At 67.7% G+C, this 17,828-nt stretch carries 8 protein-coding genes; 1 reads left to right on the forward strand and 7 read right to left on the reverse strand.

The window, feature by feature from the left end:
* Positions 1–44 precede the first annotated feature (44 nt).
* Complete coding sequence (locus GGR47_RS04015) at positions 45–803, forward strand: competence/damage-inducible protein A (RefSeq protein WP_147036039.1); 759 nt, start codon at positions 45–47, stop codon at positions 801–803.
* 136 nt (positions 804–939) lie between these two features.
* On the opposite strand, the gene GGR47_RS04020 is transcribed toward GGR47_RS04015, so the two are convergent.
* The 7 genes from GGR47_RS04020 to GGR47_RS04050 form a co-directional block, all read right to left on the reverse strand.
* Positions 940–2,853: an alpha-L-fucosidase gene (locus GGR47_RS04020; protein WP_147036038.1), complete on the reverse strand. Its 1,914-nt coding sequence runs from the start codon at positions 2,851–2,853 to the stop codon at positions 940–942.
* Between the two features lie 175 nt (positions 2,854–3,028).
* The gene (locus GGR47_RS04025; RefSeq protein ID WP_147036037.1) at positions 3,029–5,425 is read right to left on the reverse strand and encodes a GH92 family glycosyl hydrolase; all 2,397 of its coding nucleotides are present in this window, start codon (positions 5,423–5,425) and stop codon (positions 3,029–3,031) included.
* The gene (locus GGR47_RS04030; RefSeq protein ID WP_371859733.1) at positions 5,425–6,804 is read right to left on the reverse strand and encodes a glycoside hydrolase family 125 protein; all 1,380 of its coding nucleotides are present in this window, start codon (positions 6,802–6,804) and stop codon (positions 5,425–5,427) included. Before GGR47_RS04030 ends, GGR47_RS04025 begins: the two co-directional genes overlap by 1 nt.
* A gap of 200 nt (positions 6,805–7,004) precedes the next feature.
* On the reverse strand, positions 7,005–9,548 hold the full coding sequence (locus tag GGR47_RS04035) for a glycoside hydrolase family 3 C-terminal domain-containing protein (RefSeq protein ID WP_147036036.1): 2,544 nt from the start codon (positions 9,546–9,548) through the stop codon (positions 7,005–7,007).
* A gap of 214 nt (positions 9,549–9,762) precedes the next feature.
* A complete protein-coding gene (locus GGR47_RS04040) occupies positions 9,763–12,300 on the reverse strand; it encodes a beta-mannosidase (protein WP_147036035.1) in 2,538 nt (845 codons plus the stop codon).
* Entirely contained in the window at positions 12,297–14,666 is a 2,370-nt protein-coding gene (locus tag GGR47_RS04045; protein ID WP_147036034.1) for a beta-N-acetylhexosaminidase, read from the reverse strand. The genes GGR47_RS04040 and GGR47_RS04045 overlap by 4 nt, the downstream gene beginning before the upstream one ends.
* Before the next feature lie 205 nt (positions 14,667–14,871).
* Positions 14,872–17,649 (reverse strand): TonB-dependent receptor, encoded by a 2,778-nt coding sequence (locus GGR47_RS04050; protein WP_147036033.1) that lies wholly within the window; start codon positions 17,647–17,649, stop codon positions 14,872–14,874.
* Between the last annotated feature and the right edge of the window lie 179 nt (positions 17,650–17,828).

The raw sequence follows: 17,828 nt of genomic DNA on the forward strand, positions 1-17,828 counted from the left end.
TATATAGCGTGGCGAGCGTCATTTTGCGAGGTAAAGCGGGTCACATGGAGCAGGAACGCATCTGGACCGCCGCGCTGGTCGTCATCGGCGACGAGATTCTGTCGGGGCGCACGCAGGACAAGAATGTCGCGCAATTGGCCAGCTGGCTGAACGTGCAGGGCATCCGGCTGGCCGAAGTGCGCGTGGTGGCGGACAAGACCGCGGCCATCGTCGAGGCGGTGAACACGCTGCGGGCGCGCAACGACTATCTGTTCACCACCGGCGGGATCGGGCCGACGCATGACGACATCACCGTCGATGCGATCGCCGAGGCGCTGGGGGTGGGCGTCGAGCACCATCCTGACGCTATGGCGACGCTGGAGCGATATTATGCGACGCGCGGCGGACTGACCGAGGCGCGGGCGCGGATGGCGCGGGTGCCGGCGGGGGCGGGGCTGATCCCCAATCGCGTGTCGGGCGCACCGGGGATACAGGTCGCGAATATCTACATCATGGCGGGCGTGCCGCATATCACCGCGGGCATGCTGGATGCGTTGACCGGAACGCTGGAAGGCGGGCGGCCGGTGGTGTCGGGGACGATCGGCTGCTGGGTCGCCGAGAGCGAGGTCGCCGATCTGTTGCGCAACGCGGAGAAGGCGCATGAGGGCGTGTCGATCGGCAGCTATCCGTTCTTCCGTGAGGGGCGGACGGGGGCGAATTTCGTCGTGCGCAGCGCGGATGCGGGGTTGGTCGAGCGGTGTCTCGCGGATTTGACCCGGGAGCTGGAGGCGACGGGGCGTGCGGTGGTGCCGGAGGGGATTTAGTCCCGATCGCCTCGTCACTCCCTACTTCGTCATCCCGCCTCTCCGTCACCCCGGGCTTGACCCGGGGTCCCGCTTTTCGTTCGTCGGCCGAAGAAGAAGCGGGACCCCGGCTCTTCGGCCGGGTTGACGGAGGGGGTTAGCGCGTGAATGCGCCCACGTCGGCGATCGCCAGCTTTTGCGCCGGAACCGCGGTCGCGGCGAAGGTGAGGCGCAGGTAGCGGACGGGGCGGGGGCTGGTGAACGGGATGCGCTGCGTCGAGAGGGCGTAGGCGATATTCTGGAATTCGCCCTCCGCCGCCGGCGTCCAGGTCTTGCCGTCGGTGCTGGTTTCGGCGCGATAGCCGCGGGGCGGGGCGCTGACCTTGTCGGGGTGGCGCCAGGGGGTGAGGCTGAAGCCGGCCACCGTCTGCGTCTTGCCCATGTCGAGCGTGACCGACGCCGGTGTCGTGGTGGGCGCGAGCTGGCTCCAGACGGTGGAGCCGTCGCCGTCGAGCAAGGCTTCGGCGCCGGGCGCGGTGGCGGCGACGACCTTCCAGTCGCGCGGCGACAGGACCGCGGCATCATGGCTGGGCGGTGCGGCCACCGGAACCGGCGCGACGGCGAGGAACAGCGACAGCTCGCTGATCGCCGGGCAGGCGGGCGCTTCGAAGATGACGAGGCGGACGCGGCGGGCGGTGATCGGCTGGGGCAGCCGGATGATCCGCTGCGCGCCGATGCATTCGTGGGTGGCGAGCCGCTGCCACGCTCCGCCGACCTCCGCCTCGACCGCGAAGCGCGTGACGCGGACGCCGAGGGGCAGATATTCGCGGATGCGGATCAGGTCGAAGCGGCGGCCGGGCGGCAGGTCGAGCGTCAGCGTCGGTGTGGTGACGCCGTCGGGTGTCGACCAATAGGTGTCGCGGTTGCCGTCGAGCACCTTGGCGGGCGCGAAGGCGGGGCCGCGGGTGGCCGAGGCGCTGGCGACGGCGCCGGTCGCGAGGTCGGTCGCGAAACTGCCGCGGATCGCATCGCCGAAGCTCCTGAGCACCGCGACGTCATGATCGGGCAGGCGGCCGCGGCGATCGGGCGGCAGGTTGAGGTGCATGTTGGTGCCGCGCGCGACCGATTCATCGAAGAAGCGGATCAGGCGCGCGGGCGTCTTCACCTTCGAATCCTCGTCGGCGTGGTAGAACCAGCCGGGGCGGATCGAGGTGTTGGTTTCCGCCGGCCACCACAAGGGCGCGCCGCGTACGCCGCTGTTGCCTTCGGACTGGACATAGGGGTGGTCGGGCATGGTCGGCCAGCAGGGGTCGCCAGCGATGCCGTCTTCGTTGCCGACCCAGCGGATGTCGGCGCCCAGCGGATCGAAGGTGCAGGCCATCGGCTGATGCTGATGGACCAGTGCAATGATCGAGGGCCAGTTATAGTATTTCGGCGCGTCGATCGTGCGGGTTTCGCGCGCGCCGCCATAATAGCCGTCGCCGCCATTGGCGCCGTCGAACCAGAATTCGAAGAGTTCGCCGTAGCGGGTGCAGAGTTCGACCACCTGCTTGCGATAATAGTCGATATATTCGGGGCGGCCGTAGCCGGCGTGGTTCCGATCCCAGGGCGAGAGGTACAGGCCGAACGACAGGCCGTGGCGGCGCGTCGCCTGCTCCATTTCGCGGACGATATCGCCCTTGCCGTTCTTGTAGGGGCTGTTGCGGATGCAATGGTCGGTCAGCATCGTCGGCCACAGGCAGAAGCCGTCATGATGCTTGGCGGTGAGGACGATGCCGGTCATGCCGCCGGCCTTCGCCGCAGCGACGATCTGGTCGGCGGAGAAATCGGTCGGGTTGAACAGCTTGGGGCTTTCGTCGCCATAGCCCCATTCGCGATCGGTGAAGGTGTTGATCGAAAAATGGACGAAGGCGTAGCGTTCGCGCTTGTGCCACGCGAGCTGACGCTTTGAGGGCGTAGCGCCCCAAGGCTTGGGGGCGGCGACCGGGGTCGCGGCGAAAGAGGGGGCGGCGGTGGCGGCGCTCGCGGCGAGGCCGGAGGCGATCAGGGTGCGGCGGGAGAGGTCGGTCACGGGGTGGCTCCGGGTATTGGGTAGAGCGGGAGTGGGCGGCATTCGGTTCGTCACCCCGGACTCGTTCCGGGGTCCACCGGGCCGCGGGGCCACGGCTGGAGGCTTTGACCGACCCCCTCGCCGCGGAGTGGACCCCGGAACACGTCCGGGGTGACGGAGTGGGTGGGGTGAGGGATCACGCCATCTGCCGGCCGTTGGAGGGCGGGCGGTCGGCCTTGGCTTGGCCGAAGGTCTTTACGGGCGTGCGGCTCATCGTGAAGACCAGGCGGCCACCCTTCATCAGGTCGGCGTGGGAAATCCAGTTCTTGGTCCAGGGGCGGCCGTTGAAGGTGATCGACCGGACGTAGGGCGTGTCGGCGGTGTTGCCCGGCGCCTCGATCGTCAGGCTCTTGCCGCCGGGCAGCGCGATCTGCGCGCGTTCGAAGAGCGGAGAGCCGAAAACATATACCGCCTCGACCGGATCGACCGGATAGAAGCCGAGCGACGACAGGACGAACCACGCGCTCATCTGGCCGCAATCGTCGTTGCCGATGATGCCGTCGGGGTCGTTCTTGTACATCTCGGTGCACAGGCGGCGGACCATCGCCTGCGTTTTCCACGCCGCGCCGGTGTAGGCGTACATATAGGCGGCGTGCTGGTCGGGTTCGTTGCCGTGCGCATACTGGCCGACGAGGCCGGCGATGTCGGGCGGCGCGTTGGCGGGCAAGGTCGAGGGCGCGGTGAAGAAGGCGTCGAGCTGGCGTTCGAATTTCGCCTCGCCGCCCATATGCTCCATCAGGCCGTAGATGTCGTGCTGGTTGAGGAAGGTCGCCTGCCAGCCGTTCGCCTCGGTATAGTCGCGCCACCAGGGCTTGGGCATGTGGCCCAGCTGGATGGGATCGTAGGGCGTCCACCAGCTGCCGTCGGCGAAGCGCGGTCGGGCGAAGCCGATCGAGCCGTCGATGACGTTGCGCCAGTTGCGCGAGCGTTTGAGCAGGCGGTCGGCCTCCGCCGTCTTGCCGGCGGCGCGGGCGAGGTGCGACGACGCCCAGTCGTCATACGCATATTCCTGCGTACGGCTGACGCTTTCGAACAGCTTGTCGGCGGGCACGTAGCCCATCGTGTCGTAGAGGTCGCGGCCCTTGCTGTTGTCGAGGTCGGGCGCCGAGAAGTCGAACGAGCGTTTGGCGATGCCGGGCCAGGCGGCGGCGTAATCGGCCTTGATGCCCTTCTTCTGCGCCTCGGCGAGGACGGAGACGGCGTGCCAGCCGATCATCGTGCCCGTCTCGACGCCCTGCAGCGGCCAGCACGGCGGGCCGTAGGGGCTCTGCTGCGTCTGGCGGATGAGGTCGGCGACGAGGCTTTGCGCCTTGTCGGGCGCAACGATGGTGAGCAGTGGATGGAGCGCGCGATACGTGTCCCACAGCGAGAAGGTGCTGTAGGCGGCATTGCCCTGCGGGAGGGTGTGCGGCTTGCGGTCGAGGCCGATGTAGCGGCCGTCGACGTCGGAGAAGAGCGTCGGCGCGAGCAGGGCGTGGTAGAGCGCGCTGGTGAAGATCGTGCGTTGATCCTCGGTGCCGCCTTCGACGCCGATCGCGCCAAGTTCGCGGGTCCAGCGGCCTTGCGCCGCGCGGCGGACGGCGTCGAAGTCCCAGCTGTTGCCCTCGGCGGCGAGGTTGGCGCGGGCGCCAGCGACGTCGACGCCGGAGATGCCGCAGCGGATGACGAGCGGGGCGCTGCCGGCGTCGTCGTAATGGAGGACGGCCTTGACGCGGTTGCCCTTCACGCCAGCCGCGCCCTTGGGCTGTTCGGCATCGGCGTCGCCGTAGAAGGTGACGCGGTCGGGTTTGCGCGACAGCTGCATCGCGAAGTGGATGTGGCGGCCCTTGGCCCAGCGGTTGACGGTGCGGCTGCCGGTGAGCGTACCGGCGGCGTCCATGTCGAGGCTGGCGTCGGTGACGAGCGGGGGATGATCGCTCTTGTCGAGGATCAGGTGCGACAGGTCGATCAGCACGTGTGCGGGGCCGGCGGGGAAGGTGTAGCGGTGGTAGCCGGTCCGCTCCGTCACGGTGAGCTCGGCGCGGACGCCGCTTTCGAGCGCGACGCGGTAATAGCCGGGTTCGGCATGTTCGGCGGTGAAGCGCTGGCGATAGCCGGCGTCGGGGTTGTCGAGCGGGCCGGGGAGGAGCTTCACCGGGCCGCGTGTCGGCACGACCAGCACGTCGAGCATGTCGCCGATGCCGGTGCCGGACAGATGCGTGTGGCTGAAGCCCATGATCGACGTGTCGGTGCGGTGATAGCCCGAACACGCGTCCCAGCGCTCGACATCGGTGTCGGGGGAGAGCTGCACCATGCCGAACGGGACGGTCGCGCCGGGATAAGTGTGGCCGTGGCCGCCGGTGCCGATGAAGAGATTGGCGCGGGTGGGCGCGGCGGTCGCGGCGAAGGCGGGGAGGGGTAACGTTGCCGCGGCGGCCGAGGCAAGCAAGGCGCGGCGGGTTACACCCTCACCCTTCCGCGGCTGCGCCGCTCCCTCCCTCTCCCGGTGGGAGAGGGAAAAGACGCCGAAGGCGGCGAAGGGTGAGGGTGGCATCAGAAGGTCTCCTTGAGGATCGCGGGCTTCGTCTTCGCCAGATGGAGGATCAGCTCCGCAAACAGGCCGTTGGCCCAGGCGAACCAGCTCCGCGTGAACTTGGCGGGATCGTTCCGGTCGAAGCTTTCGTGGATGAAGCCGGTGCCGCCGTCGGTGTCGCGCAGCGTCTTCAGGCAGGCGCGGATCGTGGCGTCGTCGGTGGATGTCAGCGCGCGGATGGTGAGCGACATCGGCCAGATCTGGCCTTCGCCGACATGCGGGCCGCCGATGCCTTCGCCCGCCGTGCCTTTGAAGAACCAGGGATTGGTGTCGCTCCAGCAGGCGTCGCGGGTGCGCTGCCACAGCGGATCGGCGGGATCGACGCAGCCGAGATAGGCGAGGCCCGACAGCGAGGGCACGTTGGCGTCGTCCATGAACAGCGCGTTGCCGAAGCCGTCGACCTCATAGGCCCAGACCTCGCGCCCGTCGCGCAGGCGCATCGTCCCGAAGCGGCCTAGCGCGCTTTCGATTTCGAGCGCCAATTGCGTCGCATCGCGGACGATGCCGCCGTCATTGCCGGTTTCCTGCGCGACCGTGGCGAGTTCGCGCAGTGCGGTCATCGCGAACAGGTTGCTGGGGATCAGCATCGGATAGGTGCAGGAATCGTCCGACGGGCGGAAGCCCGAATGGATCAGGCCGTTGGGCCTGGTGGGGTTGCCATAGCCCCACAGGAGCGTCTCGGTCGGCTGGGGGGCGGAGCGGCGGAAGCTATAGGGGCCGTGGCCGTCCATCCGCTGCTGTTCGCGGAAGGTCGCGATGCTGCGCTTCGCGGCGGCGGCCCAAGTCGCGTCGAACGGCGTCTTGTCGCCGGTGGCGCGCCAATATTGATGGGCGAGGCGCATCGGGTAGCAGAGCGAATCCACCTCCCATTTCCGCTCCGCGACGCCCGGCTTCATAACGGTGTCGTCGTGCAGCGACCATTCGAGGTTCGATTTCGCCGTCGGGTCTTCCATGAACGCGTTGGCGTAGCTGTCGATCAGGATGCAGCGCGCCTGACGGGCGATGAGGCCCGTGAACAGGCGGCGCAATTCGGGCGCGGTTTTGACGAGGTGGAGATAGGGTTTGAGCTGCGCCGAACTGTCGCGCAGCCACAGGCAGGGAATGTCGCCGGTGATGACGAAGGCGTCGGGCTTGCCGTCGATGGTGCTCATGCGGACGGTGGTGTCGAGCGTGTTCGGGTAGCAGTTGCCGAACATCCAGCGCAGTTTCGGGTCGCCGATCTGTTTTGCGACGCGGGTGAGATCGCGCTCGACCGCGGGGCTGGTGAAGCGGCGATCGGCGGGGGCGGGGCGCTTGCTGGGGAAGGCGGGTGCGGCGAAGGCGGGGGTGGCTATCCCCACGCTTGCCAGCGCGCCGGCGGTGAGCAGGCTTCGGCGGTTGAGGCTCGGGACGTACGCCCCAATTCCACCGTCACCCCGGACTTGGTCCGGGGTCCACTTCGCGGCTGGGGGGGAGGCAAGAAGCTCTGGCCCGCCCCTTGCGGATGGGTGGACCCCGGAACAAGTCCGGGGTGACGGGGTGGGGGGGGAGAGGTCGCGGCTCATTTCGGCAGGTCCGTGTCGGTGCCGGTCACGGCGAAGTCGAACCACTGGCCCGCTCCATCGCCGGGCTGGCCGCCGCCGACGTAGAGGCGGTAGGCACCCGGCGCGACGTGGCGGCGGCCGTCGTGGTCGACGATGCTCATGTCGCGGGGGGTGAGGGTGAAGGCGACGGCCATGCCCTTGCCGCGCTTCAGGTTCACGCGGCGGTAGCCGACGAGCTGGCGTTGCAGCACCGCCTCCGTGCTGCCGAGCGGGCGGGTGGGGGCGGGGGGGACGAGATAGGCCTGGACGACCTCGTCGCCATCGCGCGGGCCGGTGTTGGTGACGGTGGTCTCGACTTTGAGCGGCTGGCCGGCGGCGATGCTGGCAGCGCCGCGGGGGGCGGCATAGCCGAAACGCGTGTAGCTGAGGCCGTGGCCGAAGCCCCACAGGGGCGTTCCGGTGAAGTAGCGGTAGGTCCGCTCCTTCATCGCATAGTCGATGAAGGCGGGCAGGTCGGTGGTGGCGCGGTAGAAGGTGACGGGCAGGCGGCCGCCGGGGTTGGTGATGCCCGACAGCACGTCGGCAAGCGCGGTGCCGCCGGCCTCGCCCGGATACCAATTGGCGAGGATCGCGTCGGCGGATGTGGGATCGACGCTGACCGCGCTGCCGCTGCTGAGGACGAGGACGATCGGCTTGCCGGTCGCCTTCAGTGCGGCGAGCAGGCGTTGCTGGGGCAGGGGCAGCGCGATGTCGGTACGGTCGCCGCCGACGAAGCCGGGGACGGACACGGACAATGCCTCGCCTTCCAGATCGGGCGACAGGCCGGCGACGACGATTGCGAGGTCGGCGTCGCGCACCGCCGCCACCGCCTGGTCGAGCAGCGGTTGGGCGGGCGGCATCCAAAGCAGGCGGAAGCTTTCGTCGTCCGACACATGGTCCAGCGTGATCGCGATCGGTTGCGGCGTGCCGTCGCTGTCCACCGTCATCTCGACACGGCCCTTGGGCAGCGGGCCGTCGTGCAGCACTTTGCCGCCCAGCGTGACGCGGGCACTGTCGTGCGTGGTGCAGTCCTTCCAGCATTGCGACTGGTCGATGATCAGGCGGTACTGGCCGGGGCCGGGGGGCACGAACTCGCCGGTCCAGCTCGCCTTGAACGGACCGACGGGCAGGCCCGGCGCGACGGGCGCGCGGTTGAAGTCGAGGTCGATGCGGCGGTCCTGCCGGGTGACCGACGCGGTACCGCTATAATCGGCGCGCAGGCCGGGCTTGCCGCCCGCGCGCAAGGCGGTTTCGGGGACGACGACCGCCGCGCCGTCGGCGAGCGCGGAGCCTTGCGCATAGCTGACGTTGGCGGCGCCGAAGCGCGCGCGGATGCCGTCGAGCGGGGTGACCGGACGGATCGCGGTGCCGTGGTAATTGCCCTGAAGCACGCCGAGGTCGTCGGCGTCGGCGCCGATAACCGCGATCTTCGCGCCGGCCTTCAGCGGCAGGCGGTCGGCGTTGTTCTGGAGCAGCACGATCGATTTGCGTGCCGCGTCGAGCGCGATCGCCTGATGGGCGGGCGTGCCGACCTGATCAGAGCGGATGCGGCTGTACGGGCTGGTGCCGCCGAACGCGATGCCCAGCGCCTGGCGCGCGCGGAAGGCGCGGGTAAGTGCGGTGTCGACCTCTGCCTGGGTGATCAGGCCCTGCTTCAACGCCTGGGGCAACGCGGCATAGGCGCTGCCGCAATTGACGTCGGTGCCGCCGCGTACCGCCGCCGCCGCGCCACCGGCGGTGTCGAGCCGATAATGGTGATAGCTGCTGATGTTGCCGACCGCGTCGCAGTCCGACACCGTAAAGCCGGTAAAGCCCCAGTCGCGGCGCAGACGCTCGTTTATCAGCGGCGACGAGGCGCAGGCGGGGACGCCGTGGATGCTGTTATAGGCACACATCAGCGACATCGCCCGGCCTTCGGTGATCGTGCGGCGGAAAGCGGGGAAATAGGTCGCTTCGAGATCGCGTGGGGACGGATCGACGTCGAAGCTGTCGCGACCGGCTTCGGGACCGCTGTGGACGGCGAAGTGCTTCGGCGTGGCGACGACGCGCGGGTGGGCGGGGTCCGGCCCTTGCAGGCCCTGCACGAAGGCGACGCCCAATGTGCCGGTGAGATACGGGTCCTCGCCGTACGTCTCCTGTCCACGGCCCCAGCGCGGATCGCGGAAGATGTTGATGTTGGGCGACCAGATGGTGAGGCCTTGGTAGATGCGGCGGTTGGCGGTGACGGGCTGCGCATTGAACTTGGCGCGCGCCTCGGTCGAGACGACGGTGCCGACCTTATCCAGCAGATCGGTGTCCCAGGTGGCGGCGAGGCCGATTGCCTGCGGGAAGACGGTTGCCTGGCCGTCGCGGGCGAGGCCGTGGAGGCCTTCGTTCCACCAGTCATAGGCGGGCAGGCCGATCGCGGGATCGGCGGGCGCGGTGCTTTGCAGCTGCGCGGCCTTCTGTTCGGGCGTCATCGTGGCGATGGCGGCAGAGATGGGGTCGGCCGCTTGCGCGAGCAGCAGGAGGGCGGGGATCATTCAGGCGCTCCGGTGATGGTTCGCGGGAAGACGCGAAGACGCGAAGAGGGTGTGCGGTTGGGGTGCCCCGCATGCTTCGTCACCCCGGACTTGTTCCGGGGTCCAGCGGGCCGCGGGGGCAGCATTCGAGCCTCTTGCCACGCCCCTCGCCGCGGAGTGGACCCCGGAACAAGTCCGGGGTGACGGGGGGAGTGGGGGGGCATTGTGGCCGCCATCAGCGGGCCAGCGTCCGTAGTACGGGCATCTGTTTGCCGGTCAGCGTTACCGTCTTGCTCTCGCCCGGCAGCAGGTCGAAGCCGCTGTCGCTTGCCTGGCCGGGTGTATCGCCCATGTCGACCATCACCGCGCGGGCGAGGTTCTTTGCGGTGATCGTCAGGTCGTTGCCCGAGCGGCGCATGGTCAGGCCCGGATCGGGATAGGCCATGTCCTTCGGCACGAGGCGTTCGACGATCGTGCGGCTGACGGCCTTGCCGCCGACGATCAATTCGGCGACGGCATAGCTCTTCGCCGGATCGGCGCTGCCGAACAGGTCGGCGTCGGACAGCGTCGCGACATTGGTCGACGACAGCGGCGCGAGCGTCGCGTCGGCTTCGCGCACGCCCAGCGTCGCGCCGGTCATGTCGCGTACCGTCACGCGCCAGTGCGCGGGGATGGCGCCGGTCGCGTCCGACACCAGCACGACGCGGGTCGCGCCATTGCGATGTTCGGCAACGATCGCCTGGGGCGCGAAGAAGCGCTTCGCCTGATATTGCAGCAGCTTCCACTGGCCGAGATGGTCGATGCTCGCCCAGCTGATCGACGGCCAGACGTCGTTCAATTGCCAGAACAACGAGCCCATCGTCACCGGGCGGCAGGCGCGATGGTGGCGCGCGGCGAGGTCGATCGCCTGCGCCTGATTGACCTGCGTGAGGTAGACGAAGTCGGCGAAATCCTTGGGGGCACGCAGGCGCTGGTCGAGGTAAAGCTTCAGGCGGGCGTTGCCCTCGCCGGCCAGGAACTTCTGGTGCGCCTTCATCACCGGGCTTTCGGGGTCGAGCGTTCCCTTCCCGGCGAACAGGCGGATCGTTGCCATGGTCGGCATCGACTGGAAGCCATATTCGCTCATGAAGCGCGGGCAGCTGTCGAGATAATTCTCGACCGGCTTCGATCCCGACCACACGTCCCAGAAATGGCGGTCGCCATTGGCGTCGGTATCCACGGGGCCTTCGTAATCGGTCGAGGGTGAACCGGGCATATAGGGCGTGCCGGGGCTGTTGCGCGTCACCGCAGCGCGCAGCACGCGGTCGAACAGCACGGCCATGCCGGCGCCGATCCGTTCCTGCTCGTCGGCGCCAACCGCCTTCTTGAACGCCTTGCGGTCGCCCCAGTTTTCCCAGCCCGACAGCACTTCGTTGCCGCCGGCCCAGATCACGATCGAGGGGTGGTCGCCGATCCGCGCGACCTGTTCGTCGGCTTCGGCGGCGACATTGGCGCGGAAGGCGGCGTCGGGGGGCGTCACCGATCCGCCGAACATGAAGTCCTGCCACACCATGATGCCCATCCGATCGGCGGCGGCGTAGAAGGCGTCGTCGAGATAATAGCCGCCGCCCCAGATGCGGACCATATTCATGTTCGCGTCGCGCGCTGCCTTCAGCAGCGCTTCGGGTTCGGCCGGGTCGACGCGGGCGGGGAAGCTGTCGAACGGAATGACGTTCGCGCCCTTGGCGAAGATCGGCGTTCCGTTGACGACGAAGCCGAACGCGCCTTGCCTGCGGTCGAGCGTGACGGTGCGCAGGCCGATGGAGCGCGTCTGCGTGTCGCCGTCGAAGGTGGTGGCGACGGTGTAGAGCGGCTGCGCGCCATAGCCGACCGGCTGCCAGCGCTGCGGCCGCGGTATGGTCAGCGGGATCGCGACCGGGTTTTCGCCCGGGGCGAGCGTGACGGTCGCCTGGCCGGTCTGGCGGCTGCCGTCCGGGCCGGTGACGGTGGCGGTGAGCGTGACCTGCTTGCTGGTATCCGCGACCACGGTGGCGTGCGCGGTCACGCGCGCCTCGGCATCGTTCAGCGCGTCCTGCGCGACGCGGACATGATCGAGGCGGGCATCGTCCCACGCCTCCAGCTTGACCGACCGCCAGATGCCGTCGGCGACGAGACGGGGACCCCAGTCCCAGCCGTACTGATATTTGGGCTTGCGGATATAGGGGCTGGTCTGCACGCCCTTGGGCTCGTCGCCGAACGCGCTGTCATATTCGCCAGGCAGCGGGTGCGCTTCCTTCAGCACCATCGGCTGGAGCGTCTTGATCGGGCTGGCGATGGTGACGAGGATTTCGTTGTCGCCCGCCTTGAGCAGCGGCTTTGCATCGGCACGCCAACGGCGGTGGGCATTGTCCGCGGTCAGCAGCGGCTGGCCGTTGACGGTGACGGTCGCGAACGTGTCGAGCCCGTCGAACACGAGGTCGAGGTGCCGGTGCGCGAGCATCTGCGGCGTGACGGTCAGCGTCTTGCGGTACTGCCACGCCGACAAGCCGGCCCATTGGATCGCGCCTTCATTGGTGCCGATGAAGGGATCGGGCACGCGTTTCAGGCGGATCAGGTCTTCCTGCACGCTACCCGGCACGCGCGCGGCGAACCAGCGCGCTTCCTTCGGATGTGCCTTGACGGCGGCGGTGTCGGCGGGGTCGAGCCGCGCCTGCCATGCGCCATCGAGCGGCACCACCTCGCGCGCGGCAAGCGGCGAGGTGGCGAGCAGCAGGGTCAGGAGGGCGCGCTTCACTTCGAACCTTCCGTCAGCTGAACCTTGCCCACCGTATAGGAGGGGTCGGTTAGCGGGGAGGTGAACTGGAAGCAGACGTCGCGATCGCCCGTCATCATCGGCAGCGTGCCCGACAGCGTGAAGCGCTGCGGCGCCGTCTTCGGATCGGGCAGCGGGAAGGCGCCGACCGCGATCGGGTGGGCGGTCTTGTCGCCGGCCTTTTGCGCGGCAGCGGCGGCGATGCAGCCGATCTGCACAAGCAGCTCGCCATGCGCCGACACATTGTAATGTTCGCGCACCATGCGCTGTTCGTGCGCGAGGCCGTAATGGCGGGCGAGGCGCACGACCTCGACGCTATAGCCGCGCGCGACGTCGAGCGGCGCGTCGGGGTAGAGCGTGCAGGTGTCGAACAGGTTGATGTTGTAGACGGGCGCGTCGGCGGTCGCTTCCGAGGTCAACGGCACGCGCAGGCCGAGTGCGCCGGCGGGACAGGCGGCCATGTCCGAACTCGAGCGCGCGAGCAGGGTTGCGCGCGACGTGTCGAAGCTGCGCACCGCGGCGGTCGGGGCGCCATTCGCGTCGAAGGCGACGGCCTTCACCAGGATGCCGGGCTTCAGCGTCAACGGCGAGGTGTAGGCGGGTGAGCGTAGCGTCGGCGCGCTGCCGTCGACGGTGTAGCGGATCGTGCCATAGGGGACCTGCGTCGACAGCGCGAGCGCCACGCTGTTCTTGCGCAGCGCATCGCCGCGCGTGCCGGTGAGGTCGAAGCCAACCGCAAAAGCGCTGTCGGCGACGCGCATGCTGGCGCGGGCCCAGCGATCGTCCTGGCGTTGCAGGCGGGGGAGGAAGGCGACGAGGTCCGTCGGCCGGTCGCGCTGCACCTTGGGCGACCAGGTGATTTCGGCGAGCGCGCCGGCGCGCGGGAAGATCAGATGCTGGAGCTGCCCCGGCGTGACGATATATTCGCTCCACAGATTGCCCTGCGCGCCAAGCACGTGGTGCGCCTTGTCGGCGGCGATGCCCTTGGGCAGCGGGTCGTAGGCATAGACCTGTTGCAGCGTGGTGATGTCGAGCCGGCCGGGCGGCTCGTCGCTGCGGCGGCTCTGCAAGCCGTTGAGGTAGAGCGGGTTGCCCGGCGACATGACGACGTCATGCCCCATGTTGGCGGCGTCGATCCCGCCCTGTTCGCCGCGCCACGACATGACCGAGGCGGAGGCGGGCAGGCCGCCCTCCAGGATCTCGTCCCAGCCGATCAGGCGGCGGCCCTTGGACTGGAGGTAGGTGCCGAACTGTTCGATCATCCAGCTTTGCAGGGCGTTTTCGGTCTTGATGCCCAGCGCCTTCATCTGCGCCTGCACCTCGGGGCTGCGTTCCCACTGGTCCTTGACCGCTTCGTCGCCGCCGAGGTGGATGTAGGTGCCGGGGAAGATCGTCATCAGCTCGTCGAGCACGTCCTTGACGAAGGCGATGCCCTTCGGCCCCGGATTGAACAGATAGGGCATGATGCCCCAATTGTTGCTCACCAGCGGCCGGTCGCCGAGGATGCCGAGCTCCGGATAGGCGGCGACGAGCGCATTGGCGTGGCCGGGCAGGTCGATCTCGGGCACGATGGTGATGCCGCGCACGCCGGCATAGGCGACCAGCTCCTTCAATTCCGCCTGGGTGTAGAAGCCGCCGACGCGGTCCTTCTCGGTAGGCTGCGGGCCACCCGTCCAGGGCGGCAGGCGCCAGCCGCCGATGCTGGTGAGCTTGGGGTATTTCTTGATTTCGACACGCCAGCCCTGATCGTCCGTCAGGTGCAGGTGGAGCGTGTTGAGCTTTACGCTCGCCATCTGGTCGACGATCGCGCGCAGCGCCGGCATGGGCAGGAAGTGACGCGCGGGGTCGATCATCAGCCCGCGCCAGCCGAAGCGCGGTGCGTCGGTGATGGTCAGCGCAGGCACGGCGACGGGCTTGCCGAACGCCGCATCGGGGCTGAGCAATTGCGCGAGCGTCATCGCGCCATGGACGAGGCCGCGGTTCCCCGATGCGGCGACGGTGATCCCCTGCGGCGTGACCATGAGGCGATAGGCTTCGTCGCCGGTGACGCTGGCGTCGCGGACGAGGCGGATCGCGCCGGTGGTGCCGGGGGTGAGAGTGAGGCCGCGCGTGGTGCGGACGTGGTCGGCGAGCAGGCGGGCCGCGGCGGTGGCGCCGGCATCGGTCGCGGCGATGCTCGCGCCGTTGGCGACGGTGAAGCTGCCCGTACCGCGGACCACCGATTGCGGCATCGGCAGCAGCGCGAGCGCAGGCTCTGCGCCCGTCTGCGCGATGGCAGGGGTGGCGGAGGCGAGCAGGGCCAGCGCCGCTCCCCCGACGATGGTTGCGATACCGACGTGCTGCGTCATGCCTGCCCCTTGGTCATGTTTTGGTATTGCATGTATCTTGAAGCAGCATCGTCGCGGCGTCCATGCCCGCGCATCAAAAAGTCACAAAAAAGACCCCGGCGTCGCTGGATAGCGAGCCGGGGTCCGAGGCCGGAGCGCGCAGGGGAGCGCGCTCGCCGGGGAGGAACAGTGCGACGCCGGCCGTCGATCGGCCGGCGCCAATATCTTACATGCGGAACGACAAGGCTGCGGAGAAGGTGCGGCCATTCTTGTAGAAGGCGGTCGGACGATCCGGGGTCGCGTTATACTGACGATAGGTTTCGTCGAGCAGGTTCTGCGCGTTCACGCTGAGCACGACGCCGTCCAGCAGGTTGAGAGAGGCGGACGCGTCGAGCTGATTGTACGGCGCCACCATCTCGCGCGAGCCGAGGCGGCCGATCGTGCGGAAATAAGAGGTGCGGTAGTTGTAGCTGACGCGAGCCTGGAACGGACCCTTTTCGAAGTAAGGGATCACGTTGACCGTGTGCTTCGACAGATAAGGCAGATTCAGCGTCGTGCCCGTGACGTCGACCGACGAGGTGCTGCTATCCTGATAGGAATAGTTCGCCTGCAGGCCGAACCCGCCCCAGATTTCAGCCTGCCCCGACACGAGCACGCCGTTCACCGTCGCCTTCGCGCCGTTGATCGGCTGGCTGACGTTGTACGTGGTGATCCGGTTCTGCAGCGCGTTGAAATAGTCGACGTTCTGACGGAACGCGATGACGTAGTTCTTGATGTCGCGGCGGAAGAGTTCGACCGCAAGCAGCGTGCCGCTCCGCGGATACCATTCCGCGGTCAGTTCGTAGTTCACCGACTCGTACGGCTTCAGGTTCGGATTGCCGCCGCCGCCGTCGAGCGTGATGTCGTTGAGCGAGGTCGCGGCAGCCAGATCCTGATAGCGCGGACGCGAGATCACCTTGGCCACGGCACCGCGCAGAATGACCTTCGGCGAGATCGTCCAGGCAACGTTCGCGCTCGGCAGGAACTTCAGATAGTCGGTCGCGACACGGGTCGGGATCGGCTGCGGGTTCGCAACGGCGCTAGGCGTGGTAGCGAAGTTCGACACATCGCGCGTGTACACCAGCCGACCACCAACGTTGCCGCGAAGCGGACCCTGTTCGAAGTTCGCTTGGACGTAGCTGGCGATCACGGTCTCGCGTACCTTGGTGGACGCGCCGACCTTCGTGACGAGCGGGCTGTTGATCGCATTCGCTAGAATGTCGATCACGGCCTGATCCGGCAGGTTCAGATACTTGGTCGCGTTGCCCATGCCGCCGCTGCCGTCGAACGTGCCGTCGGGTGTGGTCAGCGTCGTTACGCCGAGCTGGTTCGCCGTGCGTGAGGACGTGAGGTAAGTGTTGATCCCGCGAGCGTCCACGCGGTTGACGTGGTCAGTGACCCGCGATCCGATGAGGATCTGCGTGAGCGGGCCCAACGCGACGGGCACGGTGGCGTCGTACCCGCCAAAAATGTCGCGGTCGGTCGTCACGCTGTAATCGAGCCCCCCGATCTGGGCGCCGACAAGCTGCTTGCCATTGATGATGAGCGGACGCCCCTCGATCTGGGCAGGGTTGTTATTGGGGTTGGTGAAATAATTCGCGGGGTTGGTCAGGTCGCCGGTGAAGTTGACCGTCGCCGAGTCCGGCGTGAACGCATAGCTGTAAGGCAGCTTGGTCTGGACGTTGAAGAGATATTCCGGATTGCGCCCACCGGTTGCCTTCGACCAGCCGCCCGCGAAGGCGATCTTGGCGCCATTGTCGCCTTCCCAATCGGCGAACAGATTGACGTTGTCGGTCTTCAGCTTCGTCCGGCGGACCAGCGTGTCGAGCTGTGCGCTCTGATTGGGAGCGGCGCCGAACGTCGCGCCAGTAACCACGCCGTTGCTCACCGTCGCTGATTGCAGCACGCTGCCGGTCCATGCGCCGGGGATCGTGTACATCGACTGGCTATAATTGTTGTAGTTGCCGTCGATGTGCAGGCCGTTCAGCGTGAACGTCAGGTCAGGACGCGGCCGATACTGGACGGTGCCGGTGACGCTGGCGCGCTGGCGCTGCTGCTGGAAATAGGCATAGTTGATGCCGAACGGCGAGGTCGCCTTATACAGGTCGGCGATCGTGCCGCCGTTGATCGTAGCGCCCTGGCTCTTCAGGCTCAGCGTGCCGTTGGTGCAGTTGACGAACGGGCTGTTGTAAGGGCACGCGCCCGTACCGTTCGGAGCGACATTGTCGTAGCCGAAGAATTCGACGCCCGCGCGGGTCAGGTTCTGCTTGTCGTAGGTGGCTGCGACCAGGATGCCGAACGTCTCGTCGGCATTCTTCCAGCTATAGAGGCCGGACGCGCGAACATTGCCCTTGTTGGAACGGTCGTTGTACGAATAGCCGCCCGAGGCGAAGATCGCATTGGCTGCCAAGTCGAGCGGACGGCGGGTGCGGACGATCACGGTGCCGCCCAGGCTGCCTTCCTCGATACGCGCTTCCGGCGACTTGTAGACTTCCAGCCGGTCGACCAGTTCCGGTGCCAGCAGCGAATAGTTGAAGGTGCGGCTCGACGGATCGTTGTCGTTGCCACCCCAGTCTGCCGAGGCAAGCGCGTGGCCGTCCAGCAGCATGCGGTTGAGCGCCGGATCGGTGCCGAGAATCGCGACCTTCTCGCCTTCGCCAAAGCGACGGTCGATGCTGACGCCCGGGATGTGTGAGAGCGATTCCGCGACGTTACGGTCGGGGAACTTGCCGACGTCTTCCGCGGTGATCACGTCGACAACGGCGTTGGCGTTCCGCTTGACGTTGATGGCTTCGCGCAGCGACCCGCGATAACCGGTGACGACAATGTCGTCGCCCGCGGCGTCGGTCTGGCCCGAGGTCTGGGTGCTTCCCGTCGGCGTAGCGGTCGGCGCTTCCTGTGCGTGGGCGCTGCCGGCGAATCCGGCAAGAATGGTGGAGACGAGGATCACGTGGCGCAGGCGCATAGGCTGTTCCCTGAATATGGAACACGCCCGGCCGCATGCCCCCCCTTATGTTCCCAGCTGCCGCAAAGCCGGCGACAGTGCAGCGACGGCGAAACAGTTACGCGTTTCCTGCTCGTTGCTGCTGCGTTGCTACATATCCAATAAAGCCCAAATGGTATATATAAAAACTGTAACATTTA

It is taken from the genome of Sphingomonas aquatilis (assembly GCF_014196115.1).
GTDB lineage: Bacteria > Pseudomonadota > Alphaproteobacteria > Sphingomonadales > Sphingomonadaceae > Sphingomonas > Sphingomonas aquatilis.